Consider the following 20,734-nt stretch of genomic DNA (forward strand, 5'->3'; position numbering starts at 1 on the left):
GTGTTCGCGGTGGTGTCCCGCCCGGGCGGCCAGCCCGCCGGACCCAGAAATCACCGCCTCTACCTGCGAAAACATCCTTTTGGGGACTGGCGGCGAGCCACCGGCGGGAGCACCGTGGGTGGTGACGTCGTCACCAGGAGGCGGGGGTGGCCGGTCGGATACTGGAACTGCGCGTCCACGGGGTCTCCAACACGCCGCCGGGCCAGCTACTCGGCCTGCGTCATGAGTCGGGGAGCGAGGCGCCCCAGCCAAGACTGGTCGCCGGTGACGCGGTCACCGGCTTCTACCGCTCGCCGGCAGGCCGGCCCGAGGACCCGATCGTCGTCGAGGCGTACAGCTGGGGCCGGCTGACCTCTGGTGCGCGGACCGCGCGGGACGTCGAGCGCGCCCTGTGGACGGTGCTGCTGCCCTTCACGCTGGCCAACGTCGCGCTGCACGCCCGGCCGGGAATCCCGCCGGAGCCGGACACGGAACGCTGGGCCAGCCGAGCCGGTGTCACCGCGTGGCTGATCCGGCTGTTCTGTCTGAGCCTCACCGGGACGGTGGTGCTCACCTTCACCGGCATCGGAGTCGACCTGATCGGCTGGCAGTGCATCGACGACGACTGCCTGGGCCGGATCCCCGGACCGTGGGAGTTCCTCGGTCACGGCTGGTGGAGCGAGGGCGCCCACTCGCTCGCCGTCGGTCTGCTCGTGCCACTGGGCATGCTGACCGTGCTCGGCATCGTGGCCTGGCGGACCTACCAGTACGAGGCGGAGATGCCCGCCGCCCCGGCCACGCCAGCCGCGTGGCGGGAGCCGGTCCCGGCGCCCGCCGACGTGCCGTTTCCGAACGGTGCGTCGCTCGCCCAGCCGGTTCAGCGGCCCGCCCCGACCGACCCACCGCCGGCCCCAGCGGCGAATCCGTTGCAGGACCCGACCTTCTGGTGCGGCGAGGGGCAGCTGCGGCGGGCCGCCGTGCTGCACCTGTGCAGTGGTGCGGTGGCGGCGGCAGGCGTGCCGCTGGGCACCGTGCTCGCGATGGATCCCCCGCGCGGCGCTCGGGCGGCGGTCGCGTGGCCCACCGTGGCGGTCCTCGCTGCCGTCGTGCTGATCGCCGTGGTGGCACTGGCCCGTCCCTGGCTGACCCGCCGGGCCGGGGCCACCCCGCTCGGCCCGTGGAGCCTGACCGTCGTGCTGCTCACCGGCCTCGGTCTGGCCGGCACCATGCTGGTGCTGCTGCTGCCGGACGGACCGGCTGGCGTCCCATTGGCCGAGCTGCGACCGCCGTCGGACTGCCGGCGGCTGCCCGGCACCCCCGGCTGCCTGACCGACCGGTCCCTACCCGGCTTCGACTGGATCATCGCCTGGCTCGGGACCGGCCAGCTGCTACTCCTCGTCGCGATCGGGTCGGTGGCCCGCTCCGGTAGGCGCGGGCTGGTCGCGCCGGCCGCCGCGACGCTCCTCCTCGCCCTCGGTACCGCCTGGACCGCGGGGTGGCTGCCCGCGGACCCGCCCGGGGCGCTGCACACCTGGCACCTCGTCGGCCCAGCCGGCGCGCTGGCCGTGACCGGGCTGCTGCTGCCACGCACGACACCGGCCTCCGGCGGGCAGCCGCTGGAGCCGCACACCGACCTGGCCTGGGGCGGCCGGGGTCCGGCCGTGATCGCCGGCTTCGGCTGGATGCTTGCCGTCTCCTACTGCGCGGGGCTGCTCTACTGGGTCACCGACCGGCTGAACGGCGGCGCAACCCCGAGCGGCCGGTCCCCCGTCATGCCGCCGGTCCCGGTGATGTGGGCCGGGCTCGGCTTCGCCGCCGCGCTGCTCGCGCTCGCCGCCACCGCAGCCCTGGCCGGATTCCTCTTCGTCCGGCTGCGCCGGCGGGAGCACGCCGACCTGGCTCCGCCCGGACATCCGCTCACCGCGCACGAGCTGCGCCGCTGCCGGGACGTCAGCACGTGGCGGGCCCTGCACCGGCTGATCGGGGAGCACGCGCTGCGGCTCACCGGCGGCTACGCGGTCGCGGGACTCACGTTGGTCACGCTCGGCTGCGTCGCCGCGCTCTCGCCGGCGCGTCCGCATCCGGCGGCGGCGACCGGTGGGGCGGCGGTGGTGAAGAGCGTGGCCGACCTGGGCGACTCCCTGCTCGGATGGCTTCCGGTGCTGATCGCCGGGGTCGGCCTGCTGGTGTACCGCAACGAGGCCGTACGCCGCACGGCCGGCGTGGTCTGGGACGTCGGGACGTTCTGGCCCCGGGCGGCCCACCCCCTCGCCCCGCCCAGCTACGCCGAGCGGGCGGTGCCGGAGTTGCAGACCAGGATCACCGGGCTGCTGGCCCTACCCGGGAACGACCCACGCGGGGTCGACGGGATCATCCTGTCCGGGCACAGTCAGGGCACGGTGATCTGCGCGGCGGTGATCCTCCAACTGCCGCCCCGGTGGTGCGGGCGAATCTGGTTCTTTTCGTACGGCTGCCAGCTCACCCGGCTGTACGGGCGGGTGTTCCCGGGGTACTTCGGCCCGGACCGGCTGCCGGTACTCGCCGATTCGCTGGCCCGTTCCGCCGGCACACCCGGCTGGACGAACTTCTGGCGGGGCACCGACCCGCTCGGGTGGGCGGTCGGCGCCGGTGAGCGCGACGTGTCCGTCCGGGACCCGGAGGCGCTGCATCCCAGCGACGGCGAGGTCGCCGACCCGCCGATCCGCAGCCACAGTGGCTATCCGGAGGCCCCGGAGTTCCACCGGGAGCGATCCCGGGTGGCCTGGCTACTGCGGCACGAAGTCCCCGCGCAACGCCGCGGATCCTGAGCCGCCGCCCGGCGCCGGGCAGCCGACGATCTCGCGCTCATCACCCGCGCTACCTTCGCTCGAGAGGAGTTCCGGCGCTACGTGCCAACCAGGGTGGCGACGGTGCCGGCACAACCGGGGAAGGCCCGCCTTCGAGATCACCAACAACAACACGTTGCTCGACCGCTATCCGGCAACGGTGGGCGGAAAGACGGGCTTCCGGGGCGGACGAACGGGCTTCACCGCGCTGGCTCGCGGGACGTACGTGGGCGTGGCCGAACGCGACGGCGCATCGGTGGGCGACGCACCGCTCGCCGGTAGGCACGTCGTCCCGGTGGGTCCGGTCGGGACGACCTGCCGCGCCGCCGGTTGGCCTCATCGCAGGGCCACCAGGACAGCCACACCTGGCGGCCCACAGCAGGCGCCCACCGCCACCACCCGGACATGACCGCCGGGAGCCGGATGCGGAGAAATCTCACCTGTCCGGGGCGTAAACGCTACGCTTACGGCATCTGCGGCTGCGATCGCCGGCATCCCACAACATAACGTGAGGACAACCGTGCTCCTTCGCCTGCACAACTTTCGTCATGTGACCGGGAACGATTCACCTCACGGCGCCGCAACGCAGGCCAAGCTGACGTTGGTCGCAGCATCCTTCTGCATCTTCCTGGTGCAGCTCGACTTCTTCGCGCTCAACCTCGCGCTACCGAGGATGGCTTCGGAGCTGCGCACGTCTACAACCAGCCTGCAGTGGGTGATCAGCGCCTACATGCTCTCCCTGGCGGCGTTCCTGATCCCCGGCGGACGCCTCGGCGACATTCTTGGCCGCAAACGCATTCTCATGTCCGGCGTCGTGATTTTCGGCCTAAGTTCCCTGGGCGGCGCCCTGGCCCCCAACGCCGGGACCGTCATCGCTTTCCGGGTCCTTCAAGGCATCGGCTCCGGCATCATCTTCCCGCTCGCCATCGCCGTCGTCACGAGTGCTTTTCCCGAGAAAAGGGTGAAACGCGCGATCGGCTACGCCTACGGTATTGGCGCCGTGGCGATGGCGCTCGGCCCCCCGTTCGGCGGTGGGATAACAGAGCTGGTCGTCTGGCGGGTCGTGCTGCTCGTGAACGTACCGTTGAGCATTGCTGCAATCGCGATCGTCGCCGGTGGCGTGCGTGAATCGCGCGACCCTACCGTGCCGCGGTCGATCGACCTGCCCGGCCTGGCCCTGGTGGCGTCCGGGATCGCCTTGGTCACGCTCGCGGTGGACCTTGCGAGCACGTGGCTGCCCGTCGCCACGGCCGGGATCGCCGTGGTCGGGCTGCTGATTCTGGCGGTGTTCGTCCTGCGCGAGCGGGTGGCGAAGTATCCTCTGGTCAAACTCGACCTGTTCCGCAACCGCCCCTACGTCATCGTGACCCTGATGGGGACGGTCGCCAACATCGCTCTCGTCATCGGAGTGTTCGGTAGCACCATCTATCTACAACAAGGGGAGAACCGATCGCCTTTCGCTGCGGGTCTGATCCTGCTCGCCGCCTCGGTGGCCGCTGGTGTCGCCGGTCCGATCTCGGGGCGCCTCGGCGAACACCTGGACATTCCGCGCACGATGGCTGTCAGCACGACGATCGGTGGTATTGGCCTGTTCGTGGTCTCTCTCGGTGGTGGTTTCGGTTCCTACCTGCCCGGCCTCGCGTTGTTCGGATTCGGCTACGGCGTGGGGTTCACGATGGCCAACATCGGCACGCAGACGGTTGTCGCCCGGGAACGGGTGGGCGAAGCGTCCGGTGTCACCCTCGCGATCGTCATCGGGGTCGCCGGCATCGGGGTCGCGGCCGCCGGAACGCTGATCGACATCGGAACGAAGAACGTGGGGCTCACGAGAGCCATCGAAGACGTCCTGCGTTGGGCCGCGGCAGGAAGCATCCTGGCCTCCGGGGTTCTCCTCCTGGTGGATCGCCATCGAGCCGTGGATCGCCACCGATCCTGACCCGCACGAGGTGGCCACCGGAGGCGTAGCGACTCAGGCACCGGACGGGGACGGGCGGTGGGCAAGGTAGCTGACCGTGTCCGGCCCGACGGCACATCCGCTCACGTGTCCACCGCCGACGCCAAGGTCCCGCAGCCAGGCCACCTCGTCGGCGTGCCCGCCACCGGTCGGGAAGTCGCGCACCTCCTCGGCGTACGCCCGGCCGCCCAGCGCGGCCCGGGCCAGTCCCGCTGCGGCATACAGGCCGGTCAGCCGGTCGGCGTCGCCGACCCGCAGCGCGTCGGCCAGTTCATCCAGGTACGCGGTGACCCCGGCCAGTCCGGCCAGCACCCGCTCCCGGTTGCCGAGCAGCATGTTCGCCGTCCGCCGGGCCGGGGTGCCGGCGACCCGGGTGCCGTCGGAGAAGCTGCCGGCCGCCAGGGTGAGCACCACGTCGCGCAGCGGCGCCCGGTCCACCGCACCGGCCAGCGCGCCAGCGAGCAGGTGCGGCACGTGCGAGGCCAGCGCCACGGCGGCGTCGTGGTCAGTCGGGGTCATCGGTACGACGCGCGCCCGGAACAGCTCCACGAGCAGCCCGGTGAGCCGGCGAAAGGCGGGTGTACCGGAGCCGGGCGCCGGACAGAGCACCCACGCGGCGGAGTCGAGCAGGGTGGGTGTGGCGGCGGTGAATCCGGCGGATTCGGCACCGGCCATCGGGTGTCCCGGTACGAAGCGGTCGAGCAACCCGTGCTGCTCCGCGAAGGCCGTCAGCGTGCCCTTGGCGCTGCCCACGTCGGTGAGAACGCAGTCGGACGGCGCCACCGCGGCGACCCGCAGCAGGGTCTCCGGCAGGGTGGGGAGCGGCCCACAGCAGAAGACCAGCCCCCGCCCGGCAACCGCCTCGTCCAGGGTCTCCGGAGCGGCGAGCCCTCGGTCGCGCGCGTACGACCGGGTGGCCGGATCCGGGTCCCAGCCGGAAACGTCGATGCCTGCGTCGCACAGCCGCAGGAGCACCGACCCGCCGATCAGGCCGGTGCCGACCACCGCCGCCCGCAGCGCTGCGTCCGCCCTGACCACCATCGCCTACCTCGGTGTCCCGTGTCGGTGGCAGGGCCGGGCGACCCCGCACGAAGTCCTGCGCGGAGGATACCCGGCGGTCCCGGCTGGCCCCGGGACCACTCGGTCCCGACCACCGGCCGTCCCGGTGGGACACCCCACCCGCCGATCGCTACTGAAGATCTTCGGAGGTCTCAACGCCTGACCTGTCCGCCGGCCAGTCCAGACCGCACCAGGACAGGCCCTCGGGCCGGCAGCCCGCGGACGGACAGACTGCTCCGGCGTATCCGCATCGGGACCAGGCGGGGTGGACGTCTCGGCTCGCGGACAGAGCACTGCGCCGGTCAGGCACACAGCCGGCCAGCGACCGCGGCGACGTGCACGTCGGACTCGGTCAGCGCCGCCCGGACGTGCCGGGCACCGGCGGGCCCGTAGAAGGCGCCCGCCGCCACCAGGATGCCGCGCCGGGCGAGCCAGTCGACGGTCTTCCAGCAGTCCTCACCCCGAGTCAGCCAGAGGTAGAGACCGGCCTCGGAGTGCTCGACGGTGAAGCCTGCACCGGTGAACGCGGCGTACAGCGCCGCACGCCGGGCCCGGTACCGTTCGCGCTGCTCCTCGGCGTGCCGCTCGTCGGCCAGGGCGGCCACCATGGCGGCCTGCACCGGCGCGGGCACGATCATCCCCGCGTGCTTGCGCACCTTCAGCAGCTCGGCGACGAGCGCCGGATCACCGGCCACGAACCCGGCCCGGTAGCCGGCGAGGTTGGACCGCTTGGACAGCGAGTGCACCGCCAGCACCCCGTCGTACGACCCGCCGCAGACCTCTGGCGAAAGCACCGAGACGGGCTCGGCGGACCAGCCCAGCGGCAGGTAGCACTCGTCGCTGGCCACCACCGCGCCGCGCTCCCGGGCCCAGTCGACCACCTTGCGCAGATGCGCCGACGGCAGCACTCGACCGGTCGGGTTACCCGGCGAGTTGATCCACACCAGGCGTACCCGGGAGGTCGGGCCGACCGCGGTCAGCGAGTCGGCGCGGACGACGGTCGCCCCGGCGAGCCGGGCGCCGTCCTCGTAGGTCGGATACGCGATCGACGGCACCACCACCACGTCGTCCGGCCCGACCCCGAGCAGGGTCGGTAACCAGGCGACCAGTTCCTTGGAGCCGACCGTCGGCAGCACGCCGTACCCGTCGACACCGGCCCCGCAGGTGCGCGCGACCCAGGCCCTGATCGTGTCGCGCAACGCTGGCGTGCCCGCGGTCAGCGGGTAGCCCGGGGCGTCCGACGCGTCAGCCAGCGCCTGCCGGATCACCGGTGGTACCGGATCGACCGGCGTGCCCATGGAGAGGTTGATCAGGCCCTCCGGGTGCGCCGCGGCCAGTGCGGCCGCGGCGTCCAGGGTGTCCCAGGTGAACTCGGGCAGCCGAGCCGAGACCGGCGAGCGCCGGCTCAGTGGCCTTCTCCGCGCGGCGGCTGGGCGGCGACGAAGGTGGCGTCCTTCTCCACCTTGCCGATCTTGGATGCGCCCCCGGGCGAGCCCAGGTCCTCGAAGAACTCGTAGTTGGCTGCGGTGTAGTCCTTCCACTGTTCCGGGACGTCGTCCTCGTAGAAGATCGCCTCAACCGGGCAGACAGGCTCACAGGCACCACAGTCGACGCACTCGTCGGGGTGGATGTAGAGCATCCGGTTGCCCTCGTAAATGCAGTCGACCGGGCACTCCTCGATGCATGCCTTGTCGAGCACATCCACGCACGGCTCGGCGATGATGTAGGTCACCGGTCTTCTCCTCCGCAAGACACGCCGCGATCACCCGCGACGGTAAGAGCCTAGTATCTCGCCCGGGAGGAGGTCGATCGTGCTCCGACAGCAGGACGTAGGACACCGCATCGTGGTCCGCCGCATTGTGGGGATTCGCGAAGGCCGGCCGCTCTTCTCCGACGCCCTCGGCGAGTTGGTCGAGTTGAACGAGACCCATCTCACTCTCACCACCGCCCAGGGCCGGATCGAGGTCCCCATGGCCGAGGTACACCGCGCGAAGCGGGTCCCGGCGGCCCGCCGGCCGACGGCCGCCGCGGTGGCCGCGCTGGAACTCGCCGCCGATGAGGCGTGGCCGGCCCCGACCCGGGCCCGCCTGGGCGAGTGGCTGCTACGCAGCGCCGACGGCTGGACCGGCCGGGCCAACTCGGCGCTGCCGATCGGGGACCCGGACCGGCCGCTGGCCGGCGCGGTCGACGCGGTCGAACGGTGGTACGCGAGCCTCGGCCAGCCACCTCGCGTCAACACCCCGCTTCCGCTGGCCGCGCCGGTCGGCGCCGAACTCGACACCCGCGGCTGGACCCGCGGTCCCACGGTCCTCGTACAGACCGTCTCGCTGGACAGGCTCACCGGCGCGGCTGCGGACGGCGGTGCGCAGACCTCGCCCGGCCGGGACGCGCCGGCCGCCGGGTCGGACGGACGGGTTGGCGCGACGGAACCGACGGGACGGGCCGGGCTACCGGCCGTCGAGATCGAGTTGGCGGCCGCGCCGTCGGCGGAGTGGCTGTCGATCGCCGCCGGCCGCAAGGGGGGTCTGCCGGACGCCGCCCGTCACGTGCTCACGGCCGTGGATCAGGTCCGCTTCGCCCACGTGTACGTCGACGGCCGGCTGGTCGCCGCCGGCCGGGGCACGGTGACCGGGACCGGGCGCTGGCTCGGCCTGGGCCTGATCGAGGTGTTGCCGGGGGCCCGGCGGCAGGGGCTGGCCCGCCGGGTGGTCGGCGTCCTGGCCGGTTGGGGCACGGTAGCCGGTGCCACCGACGCCTTCCTTCAGGTCGAGCAGCGGAACGCCCCGGCGGTCACCCTCTACCGATCGCTCGGGTTCACCACCCACCACACCTACCTGACCCGGTCCGCGCCCGCCTGAACCGGGATGCGGCACCACGGGTGCCCGCGTGCCCGCGTGCCCCCCGTTACCTTTTTGATCGTCCCCAGCCGGGGACTGCTCGGTCGCCCGGCTCGGTATGACTAACCGCCCCTGTCGTACGCATGATCCGGGGGGTGTTGTCGCCGGGCCGGGTGGCGTCGGCGGACCGCTGATAGGGACCCGGCCGCCCCGCGTGCGGGGTAGGTCTCTTCGTAACGTGGATGCCGGCAGTCCGACGCTGACCAGCGGCCGAGCCACGGTAGCAGTTGGGGAGGCACAGCGTTGTACGACGAGTACGGCGTCTTTATCGGACTGGATGTCGGCAAGGAAGGACACCATGCGGTCGCGCTAACCCCGGAAGGGAAGCGGCTGCACGACGCTACGCTGCCCAATACCGAGGCCGGCCTGCGGAAACTGTTCGACAAGCTCGCCCGGCACGGCCGGGTCCTGATGGTGGTCGACCAGCCCGCATCGATCGGCGCGCTGCCCGTGGCGGTGGCCCGCGTGTGTGGGCATCAGGTGGCCTACCTGCCCGGCCTGGTCATGCGCCGACTGGCCGACCTGCACCCCGGCACCGCGAAGACCGACGCCCGCGACGCCTACGTGATCGCCGACGCCGCCCGCACCCTGCCGCACACGCTGCGCCGCGTCGACGCCGGCGACGACGCCCTCGCTGAGCTGGAAGTCCTGGTCGGCTACGACGACGACCTCGCCGGCGAGGTCACCCGGATCTCCAACCGGATTCGTGGTCTGCTCACCCAGATCCACCCGCCGCTGGAGCGGGTCCTGGGCCCGAAACTGCAGCATCCAGCCGTGCTGGAGCTGCTGTCGCAGTGCGGTGGACCAGCCGGGCTGCGCAAGGCCGGCCGGACGAAACTGGTCGAGATGGTCAAGAAGCGTGCGCCACGCATAGGCGTACGCCTGGTCGCGCAGATCCTCACCGCGCTCGACGCGCAGACCGTCGTCGTGCCTGGCACCGCGGCGGCCGAGACCGTCCTGCCGCGACTGGCTGACAACCTGCGTGACCTGCTGCACCAGCGTGACCAAGTCGCCGAACAGGTTGAGGGGATGCTTGATGCGCACCCTCTTGCCGGGGTCCTGACCTCGATGCCCGGCATCGGCGTCAGGACCGCAGCCCGCATCCTGCTCGAAGTCGGCGACGGCACCACCTTCCCCACCTCCGGCCACCTCGCCGCCTACGCCGGCCTGGCCCCAGTCACCCGCCGCTCCGGCACCAGCATCCGCGGCGAGCACCCACCCAAGGGCGGCAACAAGCAGCTCAAACGCGCGTTCTTCCTGTCCGCGTTCGCCGCCCTGACCGACCCGACCAGCCGCACCTACTACGACCGGAAACGCGCCGAGGGCAAGAAACACAACGCCGCCCTCATCTGCCTCGCCCGACGCCGCGTCGACGTCCTACACGCCATGCTGCGCACCAAGACCCCATACCAGCCGAAACCGGCGGACGAACCCCGCCTCGCGGCTTGACAAAACCCATAGGGACACCCCCCCGAGGTGCCGGATGCCGAGCCGATCAGTCACGGTGAAGTTGGCTTCCCCTCCACCGCCCCGGTCGGGACCGCGCCGTAGACGCCGAGCGGCGCCACGCCGTAGGCGCCGGGGTCAGCGGCGGACCGGTCGGTGTGGCTTCATGGCCTTCTGCTCGGCGTACCGCTTGAGCCCCTGCGACCGTTGGTCGAGACCGAACGCGACGGCCAGCAGGTAGCCCAGGAGCACCCCGATCCCGGTCGCCGCGAGGTAGAGCCAGATCTGCGCGAAGAAGGTGCCCGCACCACCCCCGAACGGGTTCTGCCCGACCAGCAGCGGGCCGACGAGCACGGTCAGCAGCAACGCGACGCCCACCGCGGCGGCCACGTCCGCACCCCACTCGGCGGCCGGCCGGCGTCGGCTCCAGACGAACGCGACCGTAGCCAGTATCAGCCCGACCAGCACGAACATCCCGAGTGACATCCGGTCGGCGGCGGTGATGTCGTCGTCGTCGAAGCCGAACCGGATGATCAGCCGGGCGACCATGTTGACCACGAACAGCGCTCCCGCGAGAATCCCGACCGCGCGCCACCGTTCCCTCATTGCAACGCCTCCCGCCGTACCGCCCGCCGCCCTCCGGCGAGCCTTCCTGGCAGGAATATCTACCATCGCGGGCTGGCGGTCGTCAGGCCCCGGTACGCATGGTGGGCGCGGCGGCCAGGATCTGCCGGAACCCCACCACCGCGAACGTCATCGCGCCGGCCACGACGAGGAGCAGGTCCACCCAGGTTCCGGTGAGCAACACATCACCCTCGGCGGTGCGGATCCCGGCGACCGCGACGATGACGAACCACGGCACCGCCGGCAGCGCCACCGCCCACCGACGCTCCACCGTCCGGTGGGCGAACCAGCCCAGGGCCAGGTTCGCGCCGACCGCCACCAGTACCGCCACGCCGACCAGGTACCCACCGACACGGACCGGGGCGAGCAGCAGTTCCAGCGCCGCGCTGAGCACCCCGCCGACGACGGCCAGCAGGCCGCCGGCCACCCGGAGGGTGAGGTCGACCAGCCGGCCGAACCGGCCGATCGGTGGCGGGACGTTCTCGTCGGGCACGACCGACACCGGCGCGGCGGGCAATGTCACCGGGAACCGGCCGCGCCGACCGGGGAGCGATCCGGGCCGTCGGCGACCGGGAGCCCGGCGAAGAGGTCGTCCTCCCAGCCGTGCGGGCCGGAGCCGGGCCCCTTTTCGCCGGCCGCGAGGGTGTAGTACTCGACTCCCATGAACTCGCTGCCGAAGTTGCCGGCAATCGAGTACAGCCACGAGGTGTCCGGGATCTGGGTGGCGTGTGCGCGCATCGCCGCCTCCTTGGCGGCGTGCTGGTCGGTAGCGTCGATCCGGGCCGCGAGCTGCGCGTCGGGGGTGCAGAACGGCAGCTCGGTAGCCTCCTCGATACCGGCGAAGGGATTGTCCGACGAGCCGGCGAAGTGCGCCATGCCGGCCTCGAGCACGCTCTGCGGCATCGCCGTCCAGTAGATCTTCGCCGGACCGAAACCCTCGGTGCGGGCCAGTGCGGCGGCGCGCATCGCCACTCGGTTCGCCTGAATGTGGTCGGGGTGGCCGTAGAAGCCGTTCCCGTCGTATGTGATCATGACCTGCGGCTGGATCTCGCGCATGATCTCCACCAGGTGCCCGGCCGCCTCGTCGAGCTCGGCCTGCCAGAAGGCGCGTGGGTGTTCGTTGGTGGCGAGGCCCATCATGCCGGAGTCGCGGTAGCGGCCGGCGCCGCCGAGAAACCGGTGGTCGGTCACACCGAGGGCGCGACAGGCGGCGGCGAGTTCGCCGATCCGGTAGCCACCGAGCTGGTCGGCCTCGGCCGCGGCGAGCCGCGCCAGCTCGGGTACGTGGATCTCGCCCTCCTCACCGAGGGTGCAGGTGACCAGCGTGACGTGGGCGCCGGTCGCGGCGTAGTGTGCCATCGTCGAGCCGGTGCCGATGGCTTCGTCGTCAGGATGCGCGTGGACCAGCAGGAGCCGGCGGTCGGGCAGCGTCGTCACGTCCGTCACTCTAACCGGCGGTTCTCCCCGACCGGCCCGGACGCGTCCAGGCAGGTCGGCCACATCACCTCCGGCACCGTCCTACGATCCGACGTGTGGACTTTCCGGAGCTGGCCGCGTGTACCCGTCGGTTCCGCCACGGAGCACCGCGCGCCGTTTCCGTGGCCGACGACGGCTCCCGGGTGCTCTTCCTCCGCTCCGGCGGCCCGGAGGACCCAGCCGACGCACTCTGGCTCCTCGACACCGCCAGCGGAAAGGAGCGGTTGGTCGCCGATCCGGAGGCGCTGCTCGGCGGCGACGTCGACCCGCTCAGCCCAGGCGAGCGGGCGCTGCGGGAACGCCTTCGGTTGAGCGCCGGGGGAATCGGGTCGTACACCGTCGACTCGGCCGGCCGGGTGGCGGTCTTCGCGCTCGGCGGCCGGCTCTTCCGGGCCGACCTGGTCCATGGTGACGTGGTCGAGGTGACCACCGCGGGTCCGGTGCTCGACCCCCGACCCGACCCGACCGGGCAGCGGCTGGCGTACGTGACCGACGAGTCGGACGGGGTCCGCCGCGGGGAACTGCGGGTGGTCGAACACGACGGCACCGACACCATGCTGGCCGGCGAGGACTCCGGGGTGACCTGGGGGCTGGCCGAACACGTCGCGGCCGAGGAGTTCGACCGATTCCGCGGCTACTGGTGGGCTCCCGACGGGCGGTCGGTGCTCGCCGCGCGGGTGGACGAGTCCCGCCTCGAACGCTGGCACCTGCACGACCCGGCCGACCCGGCGAGCACGCCCACGAGCGTCGCGTACCCCCGGGCCGGCGGACCCAACGCAGAGGTGAGCCTGCACCTGCTCGACCTCGACGGCGGCTGGGTCGACGTGCACTGGGACCGGGAGACCTACCCCTACCTGACCACGGTGCACTGGGCTGACGGTGGGCCGCTGATCACCGTACTGCGCCGGTCCCAGCAGCACGGCCTGGTGCTCGCGGTCGACCCGCGGACCGGGGAAACGCAGGTGCACGCCGAGCTGGCTGACCCACGCTGGGTCGAGCCGATCCCCGGCACGCCCGCCCACCTGCCCGACGGCCGGGTACTGGTCGGTGGGGAGCTGGCCCACGACGGGTACGACGCGCGCTGCCTCTTCGCCGACGGGACGCTGCTGACCCCGCCGTCGCTGTACGTGCGCCGGGTGGTTGGTCGACTGCCGGCCGCCTCCGGCAACGGGCCGGCCGACCTGCTGGTCGAGGCGAGCGAGGGCGAGCCCAGCGAGCAACACCTGTTTCGGGTGCACACCACCATCGGCGGGGGCGTGGACGCGCGCCGAATCACCGCCGACTCCGGCTGGCACGTGGCCGCCGTGGGTGGGAACGTGCTGGTGATCGGCAGCGCCTCGCTCGACCACGCGGGCTGGCGGTGGACGGTGTGGCAGGGCGACCGGGAGGTGGCGGCGCTGCGGTCGTCCGCCGCGATCCCGCCGTACTCGCCGCTGCCGCTGCTGGAGCGGGTGACCGACCGGAGGTTGCCGGCCGCGGTGCTCTACCCGGACAACCACGTCACCGGCCGGCGGCTGCCGGTGCTGCTGGACGTCTACGGCGGTCCGGGCCATCAGGAGGTGCTCGCGGCGCGGTCGGCGTGGCTGGAACGGCAGTGGTGGGCCGACGCCGGGTTCGCGGTGGTCGTGGTGGACAACCGGGGTACGCCGGGTGTCGCGCCGTCGTTCGAGAAGGCGATCCACCGCCGGGTGGCGGACGTGATCCTCGCCGATCAGGTGGAGGCGCTCACCGCGCTCGCCGACAAGCACCCCGACCTCGATCTGGGCCGGGTGGCGGTGCGGGGCTGGTCGTTCGGGGGCTGGCTGGCGGGGCTGGCCGTGCTGCGCCACCCGGAGCTGTTCCGGTGCGGGATCGCCGGGGCCCCGGTCACCGACTGGGCCCTGTACGACACCGCGTACACCGAGCGGTACCTGGGCCTACCCGACGACGGTCCGGACGTGTACGCGCACCATTCGCTGGTGGAGCTGGCCGCCGAGCCGTTGACCGGCCCCGACCAGGCCCGTCCGCTGCTGCTGGTGCACGGGCTGGCCGACGACAACGTGGTGGCCGCGCACACGCTGCGGCTGTCGGCGGCGCTGTTGGCCACCGGCCGTCCGCATGCGGTGCTTCCGTTGACCGGCGCGACGCACATGGCCGCCGGGGGTACCGCCGAACGCCTGCTCCGCCTGGAACTCGACTTTCTCCGCACCCACCTGTGAGGTGAGGTACTCGACCTTCTCCACACCGACGTGTGAGGTGAAGTGAGGTGATGGTGCCAGCGTTGGGCCGTCGCCGGCGGCACCCGACCCGCTCCGCGACGCCGGGCGGCCGCATCTGATCGCGCGCTTCGCCGACCTCGTGGGCTCCTGTCTGGAATTGAGTGGACGGACGTGACCGTCTGCGCACCGCCGCGGGTCGGTCCGGACGGCGGCGGGATTGATTGTGACGGAAGGGTTCCCAATCGCCGGGACACACGGGACACTGCCTTGCGCGGACGGCTCGCGGAGATCGGCGTAACGTGTGTCACTTAGCTGCACCGTATCGCCGGCGTGGCTGTTGGTGTGCGCATGACGTTGGCAAGCGGGTGCGGGTTCGCCGGTCCGGTTGCCTACTCGGAACTTGATCCGCCGCCCCGTGGGGCCCCGTCAGGGAGACGACTGGAATGACATCAACGGCAACGAGGCCGGGTGGGGTGCGTTCGCGCGCCGCCATCGCGGCGCGGACGTTGCGTACGGACCGCTGGTGGTTCGCCCCGCTGATCACCGTCATCGGCCTCACCGCGTGGGTCGCGTACGCGACGGTCCGGGTCTTCATGCACGACTTCTACTGGGTCGAGGAGTACCACTACCTGACCCCCTTCTACTCCCCCTGCATCACGGACCGGTGCGTCGAGGGCGCCTCGCACTTCGGGCAGTACCTGCCCGGTTGGTGGATCATCCCGGAGGCGGCGTTCTCACTGCCGTTCCTGCTGTTGTTCCGGCTGACCTGCTACTACTACCGCAAGGCGTACTACCGGTCGTACTGGCTCTCCCCGCCCGCCTGCGCCGTGCCCGACGGCCACCAGACCTACACGGGCGAGACCCGCTTCCCGCTGATCGGCCAGAACCTGCACCGCTACGCCTTCTACGCCGCGGTGATCATCTCGCTGATCAACACCTGGGACGCGATCCTGGCCTTCCACAGCCCCAAGGGCTTCGGGTTCGGCCTGGGCAACATCATCCTGCTCGGCAACGTGGTCATGCTCTGGGCGTACACCGTTTCCTGCCACTCCTGCCGGCACATCATCGGCGGCCGGCTCAAGCACTTCTCCAGGCACCCGATGCGCTACCGGGCCTGGACGTTCGTCTCCGCGCTGAACGTCCGGCACATGCAGCTCGCCTGGATCACCCTCGGCACCCTGGCGCTGACCGACTTCTACGTCATGGCGGTCGCGGCCAACTGGTTCTCCGACCTGCGGTTCATCAACTAGAGGGCCCCTGACATGACCACTACCACGCGAATCGAAAGACACCACTACGACGTCGTCGTGATCGGGGCCGGCGGCGCCGGCCTGCGGGCGGCGATCGAGGCCCGGCTCGCCGGCATGAAGACGGCGATCATCTCGAAGTCGCTCTTCGGCAAGGCCCACACGGTGATGGCCGAGGGCGGCGCCGCCGCCGCGATGGGAAACGTGAACAGCCGGGACAACTGGCAGGTGCACTTCCGCGACACGATGCGCGGCGGCAAGTTCCTGAACAACTTCCGGATGGCCGAGCTGCACGCGAAGGAGTCGCCGCAGCGGATCTGGGAGCTGGAGACCTACGGCGCGCTCTTCGACCGCACGAAGGACGGGAAGATCTCGCAGCGCAACTTCGGTGGCCACGAGTACCCGCGGCTGGCCCACGTCGGCGACCGGACCGGTCTGGAGCTGATCCGCACCCTCCAGCAGAAGGTCGTCTCCCTCCAGCAGGAGGACAAGCGCGAGCACGGCTCGTACGACGCCCGGATCAAGGTCTTCGCCGAAACCACCATCACCGAGCTGCTGCTCGACGGGGACCGGATCGCCGGGGCGTTCGGCTACTACCGCGAGTCCGGCGAGTTCGTCCTGTTCGAGGCACCCGCCGTGGTGCTGGCGACCGGCGGGGTCGGGCGCTCGTACAAGGTCACCTCGAACTCCTGGGAGTACACCGGGGACGGACACGCGCTGGCGCTGCGCGCCGGGGCGACTCTGATCAACATGGAGTTCCTCCAGTTCCACCCGACCGGCATGGTCTGGCCGCCCTCGGTCAAGGGCATCCTGGTCACCGAGTCGGTCCGCGGTGACGGCGGCGTCCTGAAGAACGCCGAGGGCAAGCGGTTCATGTTCGACTACGTACCGGACGTGTTCCGCAAGCAGTACGCGGACAACGAGGCGGAGGCGGACCGCTGGTACTCCGACCCGGACAACAACCGCCGCCCACCCGAGCTGCTCCCGCGTGACGAGGTGGCTCGGGCGATCAACAGCGAGGTGAAGGCCGGTCGTGGCAGCCCCGCCGGGGGTGTCTACCTGGACATCGCCTCCCGGCGGCCGGCCGAGGAGATCCGCCGTCGCCTGCCGTCGATGTACCACCAGTTCAAGGAACTCGCCGATGTCGACATCACCGCCGAGTCGATGGAGGTCGGCCCGACCTGCCACTACGTGATGGGGGGCGTGGAGGTCGACCCGGATTCCGGCGCCGCGCTCGGGCACGTACGCGGACTGTTCGCCGCCGGTGAGGTGTCCGGCGGTATGCACGGCTCCAACCGCCTCGGCGGCAACTCCCTGTCCGACCTGCTGGTCTTCGGCAAGCGGGCGGGAGGCCACGCGGCCACGTACGCCGACGGGCTGGCCGCCCGGCCCCGCGTGCCGGTGACGGCGGTGGAGGCCGCGGTGGAGACGGCCCTGGCACCGTTGCAGCGGGACACCGGCGAGAGCCCGTACACCCTGCAGCAGGATCTGCAGGCGGTGATGGGCGACCTGGTCGGCATCATCCGGCGGGAGGGCGAGCTGGTTGACGCGCTGCGCCGGCTCGGCGAGCTGCGTGAGCGGGTGGCGAAGGTGAGCGCGGCCGGTGGCCGCCGCTACAACCCCGGCTGGCACCTGGCGCTGGATCTGCGCAACATGCTGGTCGTCTCCGAGTGCACCGCGAAGGCGGCGCTGGAGCGGCGGGAGTCGCGCGGCGGCCACACCCGGGAGGACCATCCGGCGATGGACCCGGCGTGGCGCCGGGTGAACCTGGTCTGCTCGCTGGCGGGCGACACCGTGCGTCTGGACCGCAAGCCGCTGCCGCGGATACGCCCCGAGCTGGTGGCACTCTTCGACCGCGCGGAGCTGGCCAAGTACCTGACCGACGAGGAGCTGGCGGAGTTCGACGCCCTCGCTGAGGAGGAGCGCTGAGGAATGGGCACTGACGAGACCCAGGCGGCCGGCAAACCGGGCGCCAAGCGGCAATTCCGCATCTGGCGGGGCGATGAGAGCGGCGGTGACCTGCAGGACTATCTGGTGGAGGTGAACGAGGGCGAGGTGGTCCTCGACGTCATCCACCGGCTCCAGACCACCGACGCGCCGGATCTGGCCTGCCGGTGGAACTGCAAGGCCGGCAAGTGCGGCTCCTGCTCGATGGAGATCAACGGCAAGCCGAAGCTGGGCTGCATGACCCGGATGTCGACGTTCGCCGAGGATGAGACGATCACGGTCACCCCGCTGCGGACGTTCCCGATCATCCGGGACCTGGTCACCGACGTCTCGTTCAACTACGAGAAGGGCCGGGAGACGCCGGCCTTCGCGCCGCCGCCGGGCGTGGCGCCCGGCGACTACCGGATGCGGCAGGTCGACGTCGAGCGCTCGCAGGAGTTCCGCAAGTGCATCGAGTGCTTCCTGTGCCAGACGGTCTGCCACGTGATTCGCGACCACGAGGAGAACATGCCCGCATTCTCCGGGCCGCGATACTTCATCCGCGCCGCGGAGCTGGACATGCACCCGTTGGACGCCCGGACCGACCGCAAGGAGTACGCGCAGGCCGAACAGGGCTTGGGCTACTGCAACATCACCAAGTGCTGCACCGAGGTCTGCCCCGAGCACATCAAAATCACCGACAACGGGATCATCCCCATGAAGGAGCGGGTCGTCGACCGCAGGTACGATCCACTCGTGTGGCTTGGTAGCAAGATTTTCCGGAGGGGTCAGGTGCCTCAGACCAGCGTGACCAGCGAGCACTCCCCAGGCGCGGTGCGCGCCAGCGCGGCGGACGCGGCCGGCGCCGCCGGGGTCCACTCGCACGCGGGCGGCTCGCACGACCCGCGGGCCGAGGAGCAGGCGCAGGCGGGCGTCAACTGGCACCGGGAGGTGCCCAAGCCGACCGCCCCGGCGGTCGACGCGTCGGGCAAGCTGCCGCTGACCGAGCTGACCTTCGACCGGGCGGCGGCGCCGTCGCCGTTCGGTGACGACGTGACGTTCCCGCTGCCGCCGGAGCACCTGAACTTCGCCCACCCGGAGCAGGACAAGCACTGAGCGGGCAGACGACGACGGGGGCCGCGGCGCATGCCGGCGGCCCCCGTCCGTTTCTGGCCCCTCCGGCTCGCGGGACGGATCAGCCGGCAGCCAGGAGGGGGCGGAGGGCGGCGACGATCGGGGCGTCGGCGGGCAGCCAGGTGACGGTGTCCAGCTCGGCGGCGGAGAGCCAGCGCAGCGCCGAATGCTCCAGCGCCTGCGGCTGATCGCCGTGCAGCAGGCGAGCCACGTACACCTTGAGCACCGAGCGTCCGTGGGCCATCCGCACGTTGCGGCCGACCCGGTCGCCGATCTCGACGCGCACGGCGAGTTCCTCGGCGCATTCGCGGACCAGCGCGACCGTCTCGCTCTCCCCCGGCTCGACCTTGCCGCCCGGGAACTCCCACCTGCCGGCCACCTCGGGCGGGGCCGACCGGGCACAGGCGAGCACCCGCCCGTCCTGGATGATCGCCGCGCCGACGATCACCTTCGGCTCCCGTCGCTCAACCCGCCCGCCGTCGTTGGTCCGTTCGGTCCGCACGGGCGTCCAGCGTGCCAGATCAATCGGCGGTTTGGGTAGCGTGGCCGACCGTCAGGCCAGGAAGACCCGGAAGTGTGGCCGTGGACACACTCACCATACGGCGACAGACTAGAGCCGCCGACAAGACACGGGACGGCGACGATTTGGGCACAAGCCGGCAACGGCGCCTGGGAGGTGTGGTGTTGCGCTTGCTGTTCAGCGGGCGGGCGAAGCCCGACTACCTGAGCGACGCGCTGACCCTACTCCCCGGGTGGACCCGGGAGGGCGAGCAGATCCGGCGCACCCTGGTGCTCGACGATTCGCAGCACGCGGCGCTCACCGAGCGGATCAAGGTGGTCTCCGATGCCCTGCGCGTCCGCCCGGAGATCAGCCGGCGCGCCGACCGCACCCAGATCCAGGTCGGGCACGGCAACGCGCCGTTGACCGAGGGCGAGGTCCTGCTCGCCGCCCGCATCGAGGACGCCTTCCGCACGGTCGCCGACTCCTGACCGCCACGCTCGAGGTCCCGCCCATCCGCAGCGACGCGAGCGGGGATCGTTGCCGACGAGGTAGGGCCGGCGCGTCCCGCGGGTACCAGCGCAACCCGACGGCGTTGCCGTCCGCCCGGCGAACCCGGTCCAGATTCCACAAAGGTCATATCTCGACAAAGGGCACATTTCGGCGAAGGACGGACTCGGCGAAGGGACGGATCTCGGCGCTCGATGTCCGACAGTCCTGGCGGTGGCTCCACCACCCTACGCTGAAGTCATGGCGAACGTGACGTACGACCGCAAGGAGCAGTTCCAGCAGATCCAGAGCGGCCTTCTCGAGGGTGAGCAGATCATCGCCGTCTACGACGCCGTCGGCACCGGCACCGGCTTCATCGGCCTGACCGACCGGCGCGTGATAATTCAGGACCGCTCGTTCATCGGCAAGCGGTACGCGATCACCAGCATCCCGTATTCGAAGATCACCAGCGTGAGCGTGGTCAGCAACAAGTCGTGGGGTGGGCAGTTCTTCTCCACCGGCGCCATCGCGATTCACGTCGGCACGCACACCTACGAGGTGGAGTTCCGGGGCGCCCAGAAGAGCCACCACGTCCACAACGTGATCCTGCACTACATCAGCTGATCCGCCGAGACCGAGACCACGGGCGGCATCGCCAGGGCGGCTGCCGCCGCGACGAGCACCTACCCACGCCACGGCGCCGCCGACAGGTCCTTCAGATCATCACCGCCGGGGGCGGGGGTCCCACAGTCGATGCCGCAGCCGGGCGGCGCCACGACACGCGCTCCGGGACACACGACGCCTGGCGTGACGAGCCGCCGCGCCACCGGCCTGACGGCACCGCGGCCCGTCAGGCCAGAACCTGGCCGACAGGTCAACGCCCGATATCATCAAGCACGATCGACGCAACGTCGAACGACCCCGGCCACCCACCCGGCGGCATGGCGGATCAGCAACAATAGCCACCGTTGATTCCCGCTT

The 20,734-nt window shown here is 71.4% G+C and carries 17 protein-coding genes; 10 read left to right on the top strand and 7 right to left on the bottom strand.

Going from position 1 to position 20,734, the window contains the following annotated elements:
• Positions 1 to 146 precede the first annotated feature (146 nt).
• The gene (locus tag QTQ03_RS14095; RefSeq protein WP_289278425.1) at positions 147 to 2,786 is read left to right on the top strand and encodes a hypothetical protein; all 2,640 of its coding nucleotides are present in this window, start codon (positions 147 to 149) and stop codon (positions 2,784 to 2,786) included.
• Between the two features lie 538 nt (positions 2,787 to 3,324).
• Positions 3,325 to 4,740: an MFS transporter gene (locus QTQ03_RS14105; RefSeq protein WP_289278426.1), complete on the top strand. Its 1,416-nt coding sequence runs from the start codon at positions 3,325 to 3,327 to the stop codon at positions 4,738 to 4,740.
• Positions 4,741 to 4,773: 33 nt separating this feature from the next.
• On the opposite strand, the gene QTQ03_RS14110 is transcribed toward QTQ03_RS14105, so the two are convergent.
• The 3 genes from QTQ03_RS14110 to fdxA form a co-directional block, all read right to left on the bottom strand.
• The gene (locus tag QTQ03_RS14110) at positions 4,774 to 5,799 is read right to left on the bottom strand and encodes a prephenate dehydrogenase (protein ID WP_289278427.1); all 1,026 of its coding nucleotides are present in this window, start codon (positions 5,797 to 5,799) and stop codon (positions 4,774 to 4,776) included.
• Between the two features lie 320 nt (positions 5,800 to 6,119).
• Complete coding sequence (gene dapC / locus QTQ03_RS14115; RefSeq protein ID WP_289280828.1) at positions 6,120 to 7,226, bottom strand: succinyldiaminopimelate transaminase; 1,107 nt, start codon at positions 7,224 to 7,226, stop codon at positions 6,120 to 6,122.
• Positions 7,223 to 7,549: a ferredoxin gene (gene fdxA, locus QTQ03_RS14120; protein ID WP_088992046.1), complete on the bottom strand. Its 327-nt coding sequence runs from the start codon at positions 7,547 to 7,549 to the stop codon at positions 7,223 to 7,225. The genes dapC and fdxA overlap by 4 nt, the downstream gene beginning before the upstream one ends.
• Before the next feature lie 79 nt (positions 7,550 to 7,628).
• Between fdxA and QTQ03_RS14125 the strand changes: the two genes are divergently transcribed.
• Both QTQ03_RS14125 and QTQ03_RS14130 read left to right on the top strand, forming a co-directional pair.
• Positions 7,629 to 8,675: a GNAT family N-acetyltransferase gene (locus QTQ03_RS14125; protein ID WP_289278428.1), complete on the top strand. Its 1,047-nt coding sequence runs from the start codon at positions 7,629 to 7,631 to the stop codon at positions 8,673 to 8,675.
• Positions 8,676 to 8,957: 282 nt separating this feature from the next.
• Positions 8,958 to 10,163 carry an IS110 family RNA-guided transposase gene (locus tag QTQ03_RS14130; RefSeq protein WP_289277638.1) on the top strand — a complete coding sequence of 402 codons (1,206 nt, stop codon included), beginning with the start codon at positions 8,958 to 8,960 and terminating at the stop codon, positions 10,161 to 10,163.
• Between the two features lie 135 nt (positions 10,164 to 10,298).
• On the opposite strand, the gene QTQ03_RS14135 is transcribed toward QTQ03_RS14130, so the two are convergent.
• The 3 genes from QTQ03_RS14135 to mshB form a co-directional block, all read right to left on the bottom strand.
• Positions 10,299 to 10,766: a hypothetical protein gene (locus tag QTQ03_RS14135; protein WP_289278429.1), complete on the bottom strand. Its 468-nt coding sequence runs from the start codon at positions 10,764 to 10,766 to the stop codon at positions 10,299 to 10,301.
• 82 nt (positions 10,767 to 10,848) lie between these two features.
• Complete coding sequence (locus tag QTQ03_RS14140) at positions 10,849 to 11,307, bottom strand: hypothetical protein (RefSeq protein ID WP_289278430.1); 459 nt, start codon at positions 11,305 to 11,307, stop codon at positions 10,849 to 10,851.
• Positions 11,304 to 12,230: an N-acetyl-1-D-myo-inositol-2-amino-2-deoxy-alpha-D-glucopyranoside deacetylase gene (gene mshB / locus QTQ03_RS14145; RefSeq protein ID WP_289278431.1), complete on the bottom strand. Its 927-nt coding sequence runs from the start codon at positions 12,228 to 12,230 to the stop codon at positions 11,304 to 11,306. Before mshB ends, QTQ03_RS14140 begins: the two co-directional genes overlap by 4 nt.
• Before the next feature lie 86 nt (positions 12,231 to 12,316).
• On the opposite strand from mshB, the gene QTQ03_RS14150 reads away from it, so the two are divergent.
• From QTQ03_RS14150 to QTQ03_RS14165, 4 genes are all read left to right on the top strand, one after another.
• Complete coding sequence (locus QTQ03_RS14150; RefSeq protein WP_289278432.1) at positions 12,317 to 14,458, top strand: S9 family peptidase; 2,142 nt, start codon at positions 12,317 to 12,319, stop codon at positions 14,456 to 14,458.
• Positions 14,459 to 14,901: 443 nt separating this feature from the next.
• Complete coding sequence (sdhC, locus tag QTQ03_RS14155) at positions 14,902 to 15,708, top strand: succinate dehydrogenase subunit SdhC (protein WP_289278433.1); 807 nt, start codon at positions 14,902 to 14,904, stop codon at positions 15,706 to 15,708.
• Between the two features lie 12 nt (positions 15,709 to 15,720).
• Complete coding sequence (locus QTQ03_RS14160; protein WP_289278434.1) at positions 15,721 to 17,634, top strand: fumarate reductase/succinate dehydrogenase flavoprotein subunit; 1,914 nt, start codon at positions 15,721 to 15,723, stop codon at positions 17,632 to 17,634.
• A 3-nt stretch (positions 17,635 to 17,637) separates the two neighbouring features.
• Positions 17,638 to 18,747 carry a succinate dehydrogenase/fumarate reductase iron-sulfur subunit gene (locus QTQ03_RS14165; RefSeq protein ID WP_289278435.1) on the top strand — a complete coding sequence of 370 codons (1,110 nt, stop codon included), beginning with the start codon at positions 17,638 to 17,640 and terminating at the stop codon, positions 18,745 to 18,747.
• A 79-nt stretch (positions 18,748 to 18,826) separates the two neighbouring features.
• Here QTQ03_RS14165 and QTQ03_RS14170 read toward each other — a convergent pair whose 3' ends face one another.
• On the bottom strand, positions 18,827 to 19,267 hold the full coding sequence (locus tag QTQ03_RS14170; RefSeq protein WP_289278436.1) for a (deoxy)nucleoside triphosphate pyrophosphohydrolase: 441 nt from the start codon (positions 19,265 to 19,267) through the stop codon (positions 18,827 to 18,829).
• Positions 19,268 to 19,443: 176 nt separating this feature from the next.
• On the opposite strand from QTQ03_RS14170, the gene QTQ03_RS14175 reads away from it, so the two are divergent.
• A complete protein-coding gene (locus tag QTQ03_RS14175) occupies positions 19,444 to 19,755 on the top strand; it encodes a 4a-hydroxytetrahydrobiopterin dehydratase (RefSeq protein ID WP_289278437.1) in 312 nt (103 codons plus the stop codon).
• 259 nt (positions 19,756 to 20,014) lie between these two features.
• Positions 20,015 to 20,377, top strand: a complete 363-nt coding sequence (locus QTQ03_RS14180) for a PH domain-containing protein (RefSeq protein ID WP_289278438.1) — start codon at positions 20,015 to 20,017, stop codon at positions 20,375 to 20,377.
• The last annotated feature ends 357 nt before the right edge of the window (positions 20,378 to 20,734 follow it).

Source organism: Micromonospora sp. WMMA1363, from assembly GCF_030345795.1.
Classification (GTDB): Bacteria; Actinomycetota; Actinomycetes; order Mycobacteriales; family Micromonosporaceae; genus Micromonospora.

Coding starts and splice junctions, on each gene's coding strand:
- QTQ03_RS14110 (WP_289278427.1), bottom strand. CDS start 5,799: ATGGTGGTCAGGGCGGACGCAGCGCTGCGGGCGGCGGTGGTCGGCACC.
- QTQ03_RS14135 (WP_289278429.1), bottom strand. CDS start 10,766: ATGAGGGAACGGTGGCGCGCGGTCGGGATTCTCGCGGGAGCGCTGTTC.
- sdhC (WP_289278433.1), top strand. CDS start 14,902: ATGACATCAACGGCAACGAGGCCGGGTGGGGTGCGTTCGCGCGCCGCC.
- QTQ03_RS14160 (WP_289278434.1), top strand. CDS start 15,721: ATGACCACTACCACGCGAATCGAAAGACACCACTACGACGTCGTCGTG.
- QTQ03_RS14165 (WP_289278435.1), top strand. CDS start 17,638: ATGGGCACTGACGAGACCCAGGCGGCCGGCAAACCGGGCGCCAAGCGG.
- QTQ03_RS14180 (WP_289278438.1), top strand. CDS start 20,015: ATGGCGAACGTGACGTACGACCGCAAGGAGCAGTTCCAGCAGATCCAG.